Origin of the sequence: Mycolicibacterium gilvum (assembly GCF_900454025.1) — a bacterium.
Lineage (GTDB): Bacteria > Actinomycetota > Actinomycetes > Mycobacteriales > Mycobacteriaceae > Mycobacterium > Mycobacterium gilvum.
In genome coordinates, this window is the sequence record NZ_UGQM01000001.1 from 5,074,384 (window position 1) to 5,088,698 (window position 14,315).

Below are 14,315 nucleotides of genomic sequence, written 5' to 3' on the forward strand. Positions count from 1 at the left end.
TCTCCCTTTAAACCTTTTTGGGGGCAAAGAATTTGGCGATGAACCGGGCGCCGACGTTGAGCAGGGCGATCAGCACGACCAGGGTCAGCGCCGCGCCCCACAGCCGGTCGGTGGGGATCGGGTTGGCGCCGGCACCGGCCGAGGTCTGGTCGTACATCATGCCGGGCAACGAGCCCATGAACCCGCCGAACATGTCGAAGTTCATCGCCTGCGAGTAGCCGACCAGGATGAGCAGCGGCGCGGTCTCCCCCATCACCCGGGCCAGCGAGAGCAGGATCCCGGTCACGATGCCCGACAGCGCCGTGGGCACGACGATCGCCGCGATGGTCTTCCACTTCGGCACACCGAGGGCATAGCTGGCCTCGCGCAGATCCATCGGCACGATCCGCAGCATCTCCTCGGTCGAGCGCACGATGACCGGAATCATCAACAGCACCAACGCAAGTGACACCGCGAAGCCGGACCTGTCGAAACCCAGCGTGGCGACCCACAGCGCATAGATGAACAGGGCCGCGACGATCGACGGCACACCGGTCAGGATGTCGACCATGAACGTCGTCACCTTGCCGAGGCGAGTTCCGCCGCCGTACTCGACGAGGAAGATGCCGACGAACACGCCGACCGGGATCGAGATCACCGCGCAGATCGCGGCCTGCAGCAGCGAACCGACGATCGCGTGGTACGCGCCGCCGCCGGCGCCGAACGCCGTCATCCCCGCCTGCGAGTTCGTCCACCAGGTACTCGACATCACGATGCCGATGCCCTTGGCGACCACGGTGTAGAGCACCCACACCAGCGGCACGATCGCGACCACGACCGAGGCGGTGACCAGGACGGTCGCAAGATTGTTCGTGATCTTGCGGCGCGTGCTGACGCCCTGGAAGGTCGACACCTTGACCGGCTGATCCAGTGTTGCGGAGGTCATGATGCGGACCGGTCCTTTCCGGCGACTGCGGCACGGGCCAGCGAGTTCACCACGAAGGTCAGGATGAACAGCACCAGGCCCGCAGCGATGTAGGCGCCCGCCTTGTACTGGTCGTTGAATTCCGAAGCCGCCGAGGCGATGAGGCTGGCGAAGGTGTAGCCGGCGTCGAACAGCGACCAGTCGAACGCGGCCTGCGTGCCGCGCAGAATGATCAGCAGCGCAATGGTTTCGCCGAGTGCGCGGCCGAGACCGAGCATCGCGCCGCTGATGTAGCCCGACATCCCGAACGGCAGGACCGTCGTGCGGACGACCTCCCAGCGGGTGGCGCCCAGTGCAAGCGCGGCCTCGATCTGACCGCGCGGCGTCTGGATGAACACCTCCCGGGTGACCGCGGTGATGATCGGCAGGATCATCACCGCGAGCACGATGCCCGCGGTGAAGATCGTGCCGCCGCCGGCGACCGAGGCGTTGCCGGTGGAGAACAGGAAGAACCAGCCCAGATTCTCGTTGAGCCACAGCGCGACCGGTTTGATCGCGGGCGCGAGGACATACAGCCCCCAGACGCCGTAGATGATCGACGGCACGGCCGCCAACAGGTCGACCATGTACGCCAGAGGTCCGGACACCCGTTTAGGGGCGTAGTTCGTCAGGTAGATCGCGATGCCCAGTGCGATGGGCATCGCGATCACGAGCGCGAACACCGACACGAACACGGTCACCTTGAGGAGGTCCAGGATGCCGAAGCTCATGGCCGCCGTGTCCGAGGTGTTCCAGGTGCCGCTGTAGAGGAAGAAGTTCGCCTCGTTACGCGCCAATGCCGGCACGGCGCGCCACAGCAGGAAGATCCCGATCGCGCCGATGATGGCCACGATGAGGATGCCCGATCCCTCCGCCAGGCCGCGGAAGATGCGGTCGCCCGCACGTACTTTCGCGGTCCCGGACGGGTTCGTCGAGATCGGGGTGGGTTCGGGGAACGGGGCTGCCAGGGCTTCCCCGGACCCCGAACCCAGCGGGTTCGGTGTCGTCAATGCGGTTCCATCGAGCTTGTCGGACATTCGGTCAAGCACCCATCCTTGCCGTGGTACGGCTGTAGCGCCAGTGAACTAGGCGGTCGACCCGATGGCGTCGATCGACGTCAGCAGACGCTCCTTGAACTTGTCCGGCAGCGGGACGTAACCGGCAGCCGACAGTCCGCTCTGGCCGTCGTTGGCGGCGATGGTCAGGAACGACTTGACGGCCTCGGCGGTCTCCGCGTCGTAGCCGTTGGAGCAGACGATCTCGTAGGTCGCCAGCACCAGCGGGTAGGCGCCCGATTCCTGGGTGCCGTACAGCGACGCGAGATCCAGCGTCAGGTCGTTGCCCTCGGCGGCGAACGTGGCCGCGTCGATGGCCTTGCCGGCCGACTCGTCGGTCAGCTCGACCGCACCGCTGCCGTTGTCGATCTGCGCGTAGGGGATGCCCGCCTGATCGGCGAAGCCCTTCTCGACATAGCCGATGGAGCCGGGGGTGGCCTGGACGGCCTGTGCGACACCGGCCGACTTCTGCGCACCTTCACCGGCGCCGCCCTGGAACTCGCTGCCGTCGCCCTTGGTCCACGCCCCACCCGAGGCCGCCTCCAGGTACTTCTGGAAGTTGTCGGTCGTCCCCGAGGAGTCCGAGCGGTAGATCGGGGTGATCTGCGTATCGGGCAGCGTCTTGCCCTCGTTGAGCGCGGCGATCGCCGGGTCGTTCCACGTGGTGATCTGGCCCTGGAAGATCTTGGCGAGCGTGTCGCCGTTGAGTACCAGACCGTCGACGCCGTCGATGTTGTAGGCCATCGCGATCGGGCCGAACACCAGCGGCAGGTTCCACGCCGGGTTGCCGCCGCAGCGCTGCGCGGCCTGCTGCGCCTGCTCGTCCTTGATCGCCGAGTCGGATCCGGCGAAGTCCACATTGCCCGCGACGAACTGCTCGCGCCCCGCGCCCGACCCGGTCGGGTTGTAGGACAGGTTCTTGCCCTGGCACTTCTGGCTCCACACCTGGTTGAACAGTGCGACCGCGTTCTGCTGCGCGGTCGATCCCTCAGCGGTGACCGACGCCTTGCCGCCGCACTCGGCGGCCGACGCCGGAGATGCACCGGACGCAGACGATCCCGCGGGCGCGTTGTTGTCGCTGCCGCACCCGGCAAGCGCCAGCGCGGCGATCGCTGCTACCGAGACAGTCGTTCCGAACGACCTGCCGATGACGTTGCGCTTCACTGATCCCACTTTCGTTTGGTGGCACGAACTCCACGGCAACGTATGCGCCCGCAATGGACGCTCAGGGGATGGCGAGTAAACGGAGGGTGAACAGGTTCAGCGACTTCACAGGTCGCCGGGCGGACGTGCGGCATAGGCCACATCGGTATTGACGATGTCGAAACCGAGCCGTCGATAAGTCTTCACCGCGGCGGTGTTGTCGGCCTCGACGTAGAGCATCACGTCGGCGACACGACCGTCGCGGGACAGCCGGCTCTCCAGATGATGCAGTCCGAGCAAAGTCAGCGCCGCACCGAGGCCGCGACCCTGGGCGGCCGGGTCGACCCCCACGACGTACACCTCGCCCAGCGACTCCGAATGCACCTTCGTCCAATGGAATCCGAGGAGGCCGCCGGTGTCCTCGTCGAACGCCAGGAAGAAGCCGGCCGGGTCGAACCACGGCTCGCCACGCCGTTCGGCGAGGTCGGCGTCGGTCCAGCCGCCCTGCTCGGGATGCCACGAGAAGGCGGCGTTGTTCACCCGCAGGACCTCGGCGTCGTCGTGGGGGCCCGAGTACGTCGCGAACCGCACGCGCTGGGCGGTCGTCTGCGGTGGCAGGTCGGCCAGCGGGCGCTGCATCTGCAGGAGCTCGCGGACGGCGGTGAGCCCGAGCGCTTCGGCGGTTTCGCGCGCCGCGGCCAGATTGCCGTGCGCCCAGACCCTGGTCTGCGGTCCGCCCTCGGCCAGCGCGGCACGGATCATCGCCGAGCCGGTGCCACGTCGCCGCGCGTCCGGATGCACGACCACCTCGGCCATCGGGGGCGCGTCGTCGTCGGCCGGGGCCAGGTTGAGGTAGCCCCTCACCCGGCTGCCTGCTCCGTCGTCATCGACGGCGACGAGATGGCGGGTGCGGTCGTGCGCCAACGCCCGAAGGACCTGGTCTCCGACCGGTGCGACTCCGTCGGCCGCCGACGCCGCGGAGACCAGCTCCCGGATCTGGCGCACACGATCGTCGGTCAGGCTCTGCTGCCAGGACACCGACGACGTCACGGACTACGCAGCGCGTCGCCCAGCGCCTGGGGAACCTCATCGGAGGCCAGCGGACCGTCGTCGGCGTACGGATCGTCGTCGAGGTCGTCCTCGGACTCCGGCGCCGGCGGGCGACCGCGCGCGGGCCGCACGGCCTTGTACCCGACGTTGCGGACGGTGCCGATCAACGACTCGTATTCGGGGCCGAGCTTGGCGCGCAACCGACGCACATGGACGTCGACGGTGCGGGTGCCGCCGAAGAAGTCGTAACCCCACACCTCCTGCAACAGCTGGGCGCGTGTGAAGACCCGCCCCGCGTGCTGGGCGAGGTACTTCAGCAGCTCGAACTCCTTGTAGGTCAGATCGAGCGGCTTCCCGCGCAGCCGCGCGGTGTAGGTGCCCTCGTCGATGACGAGCTCGCCGAGGCTGATCTTGCCGAGGTTCTCCTGATTGGCCATCCCGCCTCTGCGCCCGACGAGCAGACGGAGCCGGGCGTCGATCTCGGCGGGACCCGTGCCGGGTAGCAGGATCTCGTCGAGACCCCACTCCACGTTGACGGCGACCAGCCCTCCCTCGTTGACGACCGCGACCACCGGGACGGATGTGCCCGTCGTCCCGAGGAGTCGGCACAGGCCGCGCGCGGCGGCGAGATCGGTGCGGGCGTCGACGATGGCGACATCTGCGGTACCGGCTTCGAGCAGCGAGGACACCTCGGTCGGTGCGGTACGCACGTTGTGGGCGAGCAACGACAGTGACGGCAGGACCGATTCCGGGTGCGGGTCGACCGTCAGTAGCAGTAGATCCAACTGACCCTCCAGCAGCCGTGGAGCTCATTCGCCGGGATCCCGCAGGACGTCGCTGTCCCGTGGTGACTTCCCAGATTCATGTCCGACACATGGCCGTTACCGGACCGATGGTTGTCTAACGATAGCGTGCTACCTGCTCTTAAGCCGCGCTGAACGGGTGTTCTGGACATCGTCGGCAACAATGTCGGGGTGCGCAAGCTCGTCATCGGTGCCCTCGCAACCGTCACCTCGGTGATCCTCGGAGCCGTCGGCACCGATTTCGGTGCGGCGATCTACGCCGAATATCGCCTGGCCAGGAGCGTCCGCAGCGCGGCGAACCTGAACTGGGATCCGTCCGTGGCGATCCTGGGATTTCCGTTCATCACCCAGGCACGCCGTCACCACTACGACGAGGTGGAGATCAAGGCCAGTGGCGTTGATCACCCGGTGACCGGCAAGGCGTCGCTCGAGGCGACGATGCACTCGGTGGGGCTCGGCGATTCGTGGCTGATCGCGCCGGACGCGACCCTGACCGTCGCGAAGCTGGAGAGCCGCATCATCATCGACTCCACCCACGTCGGGCGCTACATGGGGATCCCGGATCTGTTGATCGAGGCGCCGACCGCCGAGACCGAGGACTCCACCGGCGGCACCACCGAGTCGGGCATCTCGAGCAACCGCGGGCTGGTGTTCACCGGCACCCCCGACAAGGCCGGGTTCCACGAGCGGGTCAGCATCGCCGTCGACGCGTCGACGGCCGGACCCGACGACACCACGCTGGTGCTGACCGCGACCGGGGTGCTGACGGAGCCGGGCACCGCCGACCAGGCGGTGCCCGACGAACAGCTGGCCGCGGTCCTCGCGGCGTTCACCACCGAGTTGCCCGGGCAGAAGCTGCCGTTCGGGATCGCGCCCACCACCGAGGGTGCCCGCGGCTCCGACATCATCATCGAGGGCATCGCCGAAGGCGTGACCATCGACCTGGACGAGTTCCGTCTCTCATGAGTTCGTCCTGGATCGCGGTGCTTGCGGTGCTGATCGGCGCCCTCGGCGTCGCCTATGTGATCAGCAGGTTGATCGCGCTGCGGTCCGAGATGACCGCGGCGGGTGAAGAGGCGCGCGACGTCGACACGAGCGGCCTCGGTCTGTCGACGACCGGACCCACGATCCTGCACTTCAGTGCGTCCTGGTGCGGTCCGTGCGCGGGTGTGCGCCGGGTCGTCGACCAGGTCTGTGCGGACCTTCCCGCGGTAGCGCACGTCGAGATCGACATGGACGTCGATCCCGACGCCGCGAGGCGCCTTTCGGTGCTCTCGCTGCCGACCACGATCATCTTCGACGCCGACGGACGGCCCCGGTACCGGACGTCCGGAGTCCCGACCGCCGCTGACCTGCGGTCGGCCCTCGAACCGCTGTTGGCCTGATCACCCCGTCGTTGGGTAAGCTGTCAGCCGTGTCAGCCCGCCTTGAGCTTTCGCTCACCAAGCGCCGCGCAGTCGATCTGTGCCGCGTCGCGGGTTGTTGCTGTTGTTGTTGCTGCTGAGTAGCCGCGTCGTACGTCACGCCGCCTGCTGCGATCGGTCGCCATTCGGACCGCCGCGCCCAGCCATATCAACCAACAGGAGCACGTTTATGTCGAACATCACAGCCACGGACTCGCCCGCGCAGGTCGACGTCCGCGGTCCGCGCTTCGTCGCGTGGGTGACGACCGCGGTGCTGGTCGTGGCACTGCTGATCTCGGCGCAGAGTCCGGCTCTGGCGGCAGCGATTCTCGGGCTGCAGACGCTGGTGTTCGCGATCGGTGCTGCCGCGGGTCCGCGTCGGCACCCCTACGGTCTCGTCTTCGCCGCGGCCGTCGCTCCGCGTCTCGGGCCCGCGACGGAGCGGGAACCGGTCGCTCCGCTGAGGTTCGCACAGCTCGTCGGTGTCGTGTTCGCAGCGATCGGCACGCTCGGTTTCGCCGGCGGTCTGGTGCCGCTGGGTCTGGTCGCGACGGGCCTCGCGCTCGTCGCGGCGCTTCTCAACGCAGCCTTCGGGATCTGTCTCGGCTGCCAGCTCTACCCGCTCGTCACACGCTTCACCCCCACCCAGAAGTAACCGAAAGGATCCACCACATGGCACGCTCCGACGTCCTGGTCAGCACCGACTGGGCCGAGAGCAATCTCGACGCGCCGAACACGGTCTTCGTCGAGGTCGACGAGGACACCAGCGCCTACGACACCGGGCACATCCCCGGCGCGATCAGGCTGGACTGGAAGACCGATCTGCAGGATCAGGTGAAGCGGGACTTCGTCGACGCGGCGCAGTTCTCCAAGCTGCTCTCCGAGCGCGGGATCGCGAACGACGACACCGTGATCCTCTACGGCGGCAACAACAACTGGTTCGCCGCGTACGCGTACTGGTACTTCAAGCTGTACGGACACCAGAACGTGAAGCTGCTCGACGGCGGCCGCAAGAAGTGGGAGCTCGACGCCCGCCCACTCTCCAAGGATGTCGTGGAGCGGCCGCAGACCAGCTACACCGCTCAGGATCCCGACACCAGCATCCGCGCCTTCCGCGACGAGGTGATCGCGGCGATCGGTACCAAGAACCTGGTCGACGTCCGCTCCCCCGACGAGTTCTCGGGCAAGATCCTCGCTCCGGCGCACCTGCCGCAGGAGCAGAGCCAGCGCGCCGGGCATATCCCGACCGCCATCAACGTTCCGTGGAGCAAGGCTGCCAACGAGGACGGAACGTTCAAGTCCGACGAGGATCTGGCCAAGCTGTACGCAGAAGCCGGACTGGACGGCGAGAAGGAGACCATCGCCTACTGCCGCATCGGTGAGCGCTCGTCGCACACCTGGTTCGTGCTGCAGGAGCTGCTGGGACACAAGAACGTCAAGAACTACGACGGTAGTTGGACGGAATACGGCTCCCTGGTGGGTGCCCCGATCGAGTTGGGAAGTTGATATGTGCTCTGCCCCTAAGCAAGGACTGACGTTGCCCGCGAGCGTCGACCTGGAGAAGGAGACGGTCATCACCGGCCGTGTCGTCGACGGTTCGGGCCAGGCCGTGGGCGGTGCCTTCGTGCGGCTGCTGGACAGCTCGGACGAGTTCACCGCCGAGGTCGTCGCGTCGGCCACCGGCGATTTCCGCTTCTTCGCGGCCCCCGGTACCTGGACGCTGCGCGCGCTGTCGCCTGCGGGCAACGGCGATGCGAGCGTGGCGCCGTCGGGTGCGGGGATCCACGAGGTCGACGTCAAGGTCGCGTGACGACGAAGCCGGCGAGGTACGAGCCGGCGAGGAGTCGCGCCATCAAGGACGCGTAGGTCACCTGTTCGAACCGGAGCTGCGCCCCGCCATGGGGCGTAGCTCTGATCTTGCTGCGAAAACGCTGCAGAATTAGCTGACGTCGGCGAAACTGTGGGAGAACCCGCGCTGCTGGGCGCGGGCTCTACCCCGACAACTTCGCGGGGTGTCGTGATACCGGCCTCGCGTGTCGCGCGACATTCGGGATCACGGCCCGCCGCGTGACCCCAGAGGACCCGACCATGAAGATCACGATCGCGTGCGCCGCGTCTGCGGCCTTCGCCGCAACTGCTCTGTTCAGTGCTCCCGCGGCCCTCGCGGCGCCGGAGGACGATTTCCTCACTGTGATCACCAAGGGCGGCATCACGTGGCCGCCGGACAAGACCCCCGAGGTCATCGCGACCGGACACGCCGTGTGCCAGGACTGGGACAACGGCGCCTCCTTCGAGCAGGAGGTGGCCGATCTGACCAGTGTGACCTCGTGGTCGGACTACCAGGCCGGCTACTTCATCGGTGCCGCGACCGGCGCGTTCTGCCCCGAATACGAGTGGAAGGTCAGCTGACGCCGACCCCCTGACCAGAACGTCGAGAGCCGCCGGGAGAGTATTTCTCTCGGCGGTTAGACTTTTCTCCCGTGGTGCTGTTTTTCGAACTTCTTCTCGTCGCAGCGGTCGTGGTGATCACGTGGTTCGCGTTGTACGCGCTGTACCGCCTCGTCACCGACGAGTCGTGACCCTGCGCACGACGCGAGTAGCGCAATGACCTCAGGCGACGACGCGGTCGCCGCAGCCGCCGAGCGCGCCCGGCAGACCGCCGCGCGCAACATCCCGGTGTTCGACGATCTTCCTCTGCCCTCGGACACCGCGAATCTGCGGGAAGGCGTCGACCTCGACGACGCACTGCTCGCCCTACTCCCCCTCATCGGCGTGTGGCGCGGCGAGGGCGAGGGACGGGATGCCCACGGGGACTACCGCTTCGGTCAGCAGATCGTCGTGTCCCACGACGGAGCCGACTATCTGAACTGGGAGGCCCGTTCCTGGCGTCTGGACGACGGCGGCGACTACGACCGACGCGACCTGCGCGAGACCGGCTTCTGGCGGTTCGTCAACGACCCCACCGATCCCGGCGAGAGCCAGGCCATCGAGCTGCTGCTGGCGCATTCGTCCGGCTACATCGAGCTGTTCTACGGGCGTCCCCTCAATCAGGCGTCGTGGGAACTGGTGACCGATGCGCTGGCGCGGAGCAAGTCCGGGGTCCTCGTCGGCGGCGCGAAGCGCCTCTACGGGATCATCGAGGGCGGGGATCTGGCCTACGTGGAGGAGCGGGTCGACGCCGACGGCGGCCTGGTTCCCCACCTGTCCGCGCGCCTGTCGAGGTTCGTCGGCTGATGCGTCCATGGGCGGTATCCGCGGTGATCGCGGCGGTGGTGGTGACAGCGGGCTGTGCGTCGGCGGTCGACCCCGACGGCGACACGACCACGCCGTCGTCGGCAGTGCCCAGCGTCGGGCACGGCTCGTTCGCGTCCTGCCTGAGCCAGCACGGTGTTCCGGCCCCGCCCGGACCCGTCACCGAGCCTCCGCCGGGTGTCGACGTCAAGACCTGGAACATCGCGATGGCCGAGTGTTCGTCGCTCGCGCCCGGTCCGGCTGAGTAAGCCTTCGGCCTCAAAGCTGTTGTTCCAGCACCGGATTGGAGGACCGCCACCGTGCCGCAACCCGCACGCCGGCACGAGCAGAGCTCAGTCCGCAGACAGCAGCTGTCTCAGGCCGCAGCGCGTCTCTTCACCGACCGGGGCTACCACAACGTCAGCATGGACGACGTCGCATCCGCTGTCGGACTCACGGGCCCGGCACTGTATCGCCATTTCCGCAAGAAGAATGACATTCTGGTGCAAGCGATCTCGGAACAGCTCGCCGCAGTCGAAGCGGTGGCCGTCCGCGCGGGGGCGGCAGAGCTTGCACCCGAGAAGCGCGCCGAGATGTTCCTGGCCGAACTCGGAGATCTGGTCTTCGGGCGTGAAGGCGTGCTGCTCTGGAAGCGCGAGCGTCGGGAACTCTCCGCAGAGCAGCAGAACCAGTTCCGGTCCAAGCTGGACGACCTACTGCGTCTGACCGCTTATGCTCTCGGCCTCTCCGACGGTGCGAGACCTTCCGGCGAGCAGGAGTTGCGGTCCTGGAGTGTCATGGGCATCTACTTCGGCACCGCGCCAGGGCGCAAGCGGATGGAAAACACCTCGGCCAAAAGGCTTTTGCAGCGGGCCGCGCACAATGTGCTCGAATGCGACCTGGACGCTGCGCCCGCCCCGACCGTTGCCCCTCTGCAGCAAGAGCGACGCCCGCCCGGTCGCCGCGAGCGAATTCTGAGCACCGCCACCCGGCTTTTCCATACCCAGAGTTACCACGCCGTTGGCATCGAGGACATCGCCAGCGGATCTGACACCGCGATCGCGACGTTCTACCAGTACTTCGGCGGAAAAGCCGAGCTGCTGCAAGCGGTGCTGAATCGCGGAGCCGAAGGACTGCACTACGTCACCAATCACCGGCTGTCGTCGGCAACGACCTCACAAGATGCCCTGGACATCATCGTCAGCACCCTCATCGAGCTGGCATTGGGCCCCCACCAGCCGATCCTCGCGATCCTCGCTGCAGACCTCATCTACCTCCCAGACACGGCGCAAGAATCCATCCGGATGAGCGAGCGCGAGTACATCGACGAGTGGGTCGACGCCATCCTCGCGGTCCGGCCCGAACTGGCCGCGCCACATGCGCGTGTGCTCGCGCAGGCCGCGATCGGTCTGGTCACAGACCTCACCCAAACCCAGGGGATGCGGGCACGCCCCGGAATAGCCATAGAGCTGTACCGACTCGTGTGGGCAGTACTCTTCGCCTGACCGCGGGCTACCGCAGCACCGCGACCGATCCGGTGTCGGTCAGCCACCGATTCTGCAGCCGCACCAGCGCTCCGTCGGCACGCAGCGAATCGACGGCCCAGGACACACACCGCGTCAACGGGCTCTCGTACGCCAGCACGATGCCGAACTGTTCCACCTCATCGCCGGTCGACGGGAGTTGACCCAGCAGAACCCCGTCGCGCAACTCCCCGGCCATCGCGAGGGCGGTCGGAAGGTCCAGCACCATCGCGTCGATCTCACCGTCGAGCAACGCCATTTTGGCGTCCACGATGGTCTGGTACGTCTGTACGGCCCCGTCGTCGAGCAGAGTGGTCGCGACCGGGTGGCCGGTCGTGTCGACCTGCGTGCCGAGCCTGTGGCTGCGCAGGTCCTCGAGCGTGGTGACACCTGCCGCCGGCGAACCCTGCGTGGTCACCACCGCTTGCGTGACGTCGAAGTACGGGCTGGAGAAGTCCACCGCGGCGCGGCGCTGATCGGTGATCGAGAACTGAGAGAGATTGACGTCGAACGATTTCGGGCCCGGGGTCAGCGCGGCGTTGAACGGAACCCGCACCCACCGCACGTCGTCGGCGCTGTACTGCAGCGTGGCCGCCACGGCGTAGGCCAGGGCGGATTCGAAGCCCTCCCCGTTGGCGGGATCGTCACCCTTGTACCAGGGCGGATAGACGGGTTGGTCGGCTCCGAAGGTGAGGATGCCGGGGTACAGGGTGTCGAGGACGCCCTTGTTGCAGTCGGCGGCATCCACGGCGGGCCCGGTCTCCGCGGTGGTGGGTGCGCACGCGGCGACGGCGACGGCGAAGCTCAGGAGAACCGTCGCCGATCCCGATGGCCCGGCCGTTCGCATGTCCGAATCATCGCAGATTCAGCACTTCGCGCAGTTCGGCGACGGTGGCGGATATGGAGCGGCCCCCGAGCCGTCGTTCCCGGTCGGACAAGACCAGGAGGCTCGGGGGCCGGGTGACTGCGGGGAATTCGCCAGCGCGCACAGGTGCGACGAGCGCTTTCCCGGCGCTGCTAGTGTCCCGCGTCTGAAGTTGGTTTACGGGTGTGGGGCAGGATCTCGTCTGCGGTCTTGGTCCACACGAACGGGTGGCAGCGTTGGTTCCAGCCGTCGATGAATGCGCTGATGGCTGCGACGAGTTCTTTGACGCTGTTGAACGATCCGCGCCGGATGGCCTGGCGGGTGATGATCGAGAAGAATACCTCGACCATGTTCAGCCATGACCCTGAGGTCGGGGTGAAATGCAGTGTCACACGTGGATTCTTGGCCAGCCAGGCGTTGATGTCGGCGTGTTTGTGGGTGTGGTAGTTGTCGCATACGACATGCAGTCGACGCTGCGGGTAGGCCCGTGCGACCGCTTTGAGGAAGTCCAAGAACTCGGCTTTGCCGTGGCGCTCATAACAGCGGTCGGTGACCTTGCCGGTCGCGATCTCGAGCGCGGCGAACAAGGTGGTAGTGCCGTTGCGTTTGTAGTCATGGGTCGCCTTCTCGGGCAGTCCCGGCCGCAGCGGCAGGATCGGCTGGGTTCGATTGAGTGCCTGGATCTGGCTCTTTTCGTCCACGCACAACACGATCGCCTTGGCCGGCGGATTCAGATACAGACCCATCACGTCACGGACCTTGGCCTCCAACTCCGGGTCGGTGGAGAACTTGAACGTCTCGCGCCGCCACGGCTTGACCCCGTAGCGTCGCCACGCCCTGGCCACCGTGGCGTCCCCGACACCGAGGCGCTTGCCCAATAATCGACTCGACCAGTGCGTGACCGCCAACGATTCCGGTGGCGGCTCCAATGTGGCCGCCAGGATCGCCGCGTCATCGACGGTCTTGGGGCGGCCACTGCGCGGCTCATCGGCAAGTCCGTCAATCCCGAACGCGGCGAACCGATCCCGCCACTTGATCACCGTCGGCCGCGACACCCCCACCCGCCGTGCCGCACCCGAGGTACCAGCCCCGTCGGCTACGGCCAACACGATCCGCGCCCGCTCGACATGGCCGGCAGACACCGTCGAGGACCGAGTCCACGACTCCAACGTCACACGATCTTCAGGACTGATCACCAGTGCAGATGACGGCATACACCATCATCTCACACTGTAAACTAATTAATGACGCACGACACTAGCTCGCAGCCACCTCACATGTCCATAAGTCACTCAATTTGTCGGACCACCTCCTTCCCTGTGTACACGCGACCGTACTCGCGCTTCGACAGGGCGACAAGCGATTTACGCGCTCAGCGATCACAGACGATCGCCGCGTCCACCAACGCTGCGATCTCGCCGGACAGTGGGGTTTCGGGGAGCGGGCGACCGTCGAGGGTGTGCACCCGGGCGGCCAGGGTGATGCTGGACACCAGCCACACTCCCTGGGCCGCAACCAGATCCGCGGGCGTGAGGGCCTGGTAGTCGCAGTCGTAGCCCTTGTTGCGGGCCACCTCGAACAGCGCCTGCTGCGTCGTCCCCCGCAGGATCGGATACCACGGCGGCGGCGTGAGCAGGCAGGTGCGGCCGTCAGCGGACGACGTCGCGATCACCACGGTCGACCGCGGCCCCTCCAGGATGTGGCCGTCGGTGCTGACGAACACGACGTCCCCCGCACCCTGACGTTCCGCGTGACGCAGCGCCGCCATGTTGACCGCATAGGACAGCGTCTTGGCGCCCGCGAGCAGCCACGGCATCGCGTCGATACCGCCGGATGCCAGACCACGCTCGAGCGTGAGGGCTGCCAGACCTTCACGGCGGACCCTGGCGACCCGTGCGGGCACCTGCCCGATCGTCGCGTACGCCGTCGGCTCCGAGCCGTGCTCGCGGCCGCGCGAGTAGACCAGTCGCAGCACCCCCTCGCCACCGCCGGAGTCGAGCCACGCGTGCACCGCGGCGTCGACGGCGGTCCGCCATCGCGCCGCGTCGGGCTCGGGGAGATCGACCATCTGCGCCGAATGCGCCAGCCTGTTCAGGTGCGCGTCCAACAGGCACGGTCGGCCGTCGCGCACCAGCAGCGTCTCGAAGATGCCGTCGCCGCGGACGGCGGCGAGGTCGTCGGCGTGCAGCAGCGGCACCTCGGGGTCGTGCAGCCGCCCGTCGAGGGTGACGAGGACTCCCGGATGGTCGGCCATGGGGCATCAGCGTAGCCGCGGGCCCCAGAGCACGGCTCGTAGAGT

Annotated in this window: 18 protein-coding genes; 10 read left to right on the forward strand and 8 right to left on the reverse strand. The window is 67.2% G+C overall.

Features of this window, described 5'->3' with window-relative positions; genetic code table 11:
* Positions 1 to 7: 7 nt before the first annotated feature.
* The 5 genes from pstA to DYE23_RS23825 form a co-directional block, all read right to left on the reverse strand.
* Positions 8 to 925, reverse strand: coding sequence for a phosphate ABC transporter permease PstA (pstA, locus tag DYE23_RS23805; protein WP_115328337.1), 918 nt, complete (start codon positions 923 to 925; stop codon positions 8 to 10).
* Positions 922 to 1,980: a phosphate ABC transporter permease subunit PstC gene (gene pstC / locus DYE23_RS23810; protein ID WP_013470822.1), complete on the reverse strand. Its 1,059-nt coding sequence runs from the start codon at positions 1,978 to 1,980 to the stop codon at positions 922 to 924. The genes pstA and pstC overlap by 4 nt, the downstream gene beginning before the upstream one ends.
* 48 nt (positions 1,981 to 2,028) lie before the next feature.
* The gene (gene pstS / locus DYE23_RS23815) at positions 2,029 to 3,162 is read right to left on the reverse strand and encodes a phosphate ABC transporter substrate-binding protein PstS (RefSeq protein ID WP_115328338.1); all 1,134 of its coding nucleotides are present in this window, start codon (positions 3,160 to 3,162) and stop codon (positions 2,029 to 2,031) included.
* 105 nt (positions 3,163 to 3,267) lie between these two features.
* Positions 3,268 to 4,191, reverse strand: a complete 924-nt coding sequence (mshD, locus tag DYE23_RS23820) for a mycothiol synthase (RefSeq protein ID WP_115328339.1) — start codon at positions 4,189 to 4,191, stop codon at positions 3,268 to 3,270.
* Positions 4,188 to 4,976, reverse strand: a complete 789-nt coding sequence (locus tag DYE23_RS23825) for a winged helix-turn-helix transcriptional regulator (protein WP_115328340.1) — start codon at positions 4,974 to 4,976, stop codon at positions 4,188 to 4,190. The genes mshD and DYE23_RS23825 overlap by 4 nt, the downstream gene beginning before the upstream one ends.
* 189 nt (positions 4,977 to 5,165) lie before the next feature.
* Here DYE23_RS23825 and lmeA point away from each other — a divergent pair, with 189 nt between their 5' ends.
* The 10 genes from lmeA to DYE23_RS23875 all read left to right on the forward strand — a co-directional run bounded on the left by lmeA (position 5,166) and on the right by DYE23_RS23875 (position 11,133).
* On the forward strand, positions 5,166 to 5,960 hold the full coding sequence (lmeA, locus tag DYE23_RS23830) for a mannan chain length control protein LmeA (RefSeq protein WP_115328341.1): 795 nt from the start codon (positions 5,166 to 5,168) through the stop codon (positions 5,958 to 5,960).
* The gene (locus tag DYE23_RS23835; RefSeq protein ID WP_115328342.1) at positions 5,957 to 6,379 is read left to right on the forward strand and encodes a TlpA family protein disulfide reductase; all 423 of its coding nucleotides are present in this window, start codon (positions 5,957 to 5,959) and stop codon (positions 6,377 to 6,379) included. Before lmeA ends, DYE23_RS23835 begins: the two co-directional genes overlap by 4 nt.
* Before the next feature lie 29 nt (positions 6,380 to 6,408).
* Complete coding sequence (locus tag DYE23_RS31960) at positions 6,409 to 6,498, forward strand: Ms5788A family Cys-rich leader peptide (RefSeq protein ID WP_353961813.1); 90 nt, start codon at positions 6,409 to 6,411, stop codon at positions 6,496 to 6,498.
* An 89-nt stretch (positions 6,499 to 6,587) separates the two neighbouring features.
* Entirely contained in the window at positions 6,588 to 7,052 is a 465-nt protein-coding gene (locus DYE23_RS23840) for a DUF4395 domain-containing protein (RefSeq protein ID WP_115328343.1), read from the forward strand.
* Positions 7,053 to 7,069: 17 nt separating this feature from the next.
* A complete protein-coding gene (locus DYE23_RS23845) occupies positions 7,070 to 7,903 on the forward strand; it encodes a sulfurtransferase (RefSeq protein WP_115328344.1) in 834 nt (277 codons plus the stop codon).
* 1 nt (position 7,904) lies between these two features.
* Positions 7,905 to 8,207 carry a DUF1416 domain-containing protein gene (locus tag DYE23_RS23850; RefSeq protein ID WP_024448701.1) on the forward strand — a complete coding sequence of 101 codons (303 nt, stop codon included), beginning with the start codon at positions 7,905 to 7,907 and terminating at the stop codon, positions 8,205 to 8,207.
* A gap of 278 nt (positions 8,208 to 8,485) precedes the next feature.
* Complete coding sequence (locus DYE23_RS23855) at positions 8,486 to 8,806, forward strand: DUF732 domain-containing protein (RefSeq protein ID WP_115328345.1); 321 nt, start codon at positions 8,486 to 8,488, stop codon at positions 8,804 to 8,806.
* A 195-nt stretch (positions 8,807 to 9,001) separates the two neighbouring features.
* A complete protein-coding gene (locus DYE23_RS23865) occupies positions 9,002 to 9,631 on the forward strand; it encodes a heme-binding beta-barrel domain-containing protein (RefSeq protein ID WP_115328346.1) in 630 nt (209 codons plus the stop codon).
* Positions 9,631 to 9,897 carry a hypothetical protein gene (locus DYE23_RS23870; RefSeq protein WP_115328347.1) on the forward strand — a complete coding sequence of 89 codons (267 nt, stop codon included), beginning with the start codon at positions 9,631 to 9,633 and terminating at the stop codon, positions 9,895 to 9,897. Before DYE23_RS23865 ends, DYE23_RS23870 begins: the two co-directional genes overlap by 1 nt.
* A 51-nt stretch (positions 9,898 to 9,948) precedes the next feature.
* Positions 9,949 to 11,133, forward strand: coding sequence for a TetR/AcrR family transcriptional regulator (locus tag DYE23_RS23875; protein ID WP_115328348.1), 1,185 nt, complete (start codon positions 9,949 to 9,951; stop codon positions 11,131 to 11,133).
* A 7-nt stretch (positions 11,134 to 11,140) separates the two neighbouring features.
* Here DYE23_RS23875 and DYE23_RS23880 read toward each other — a convergent pair whose 3' ends face one another.
* The 3 genes from DYE23_RS23880 to DYE23_RS23890 all read right to left on the reverse strand — a co-directional run bounded on the left by DYE23_RS23880 (position 11,141) and on the right by DYE23_RS23890 (position 14,270).
* Positions 11,141 to 11,998 carry an ABC transporter substrate-binding protein gene (locus tag DYE23_RS23880; protein ID WP_115328349.1) on the reverse strand — a complete coding sequence of 286 codons (858 nt, stop codon included), beginning with the start codon at positions 11,996 to 11,998 and terminating at the stop codon, positions 11,141 to 11,143.
* Positions 11,999 to 12,168: 170 nt separating this feature from the next.
* Positions 12,169 to 13,230 carry an IS630 family transposase gene (locus DYE23_RS23885; RefSeq protein WP_115328205.1) on the reverse strand — a complete coding sequence of 354 codons (1,062 nt, stop codon included), beginning with the start codon at positions 13,228 to 13,230 and terminating at the stop codon, positions 12,169 to 12,171.
* A gap of 158 nt (positions 13,231 to 13,388) precedes the next feature.
* On the reverse strand, positions 13,389 to 14,270 hold the full coding sequence (locus DYE23_RS23890) for an aminodeoxychorismate lyase (RefSeq protein WP_115328350.1): 882 nt from the start codon (positions 14,268 to 14,270) through the stop codon (positions 13,389 to 13,391).
* Between the last annotated feature and the right edge of the window lie 45 nt (positions 14,271 to 14,315).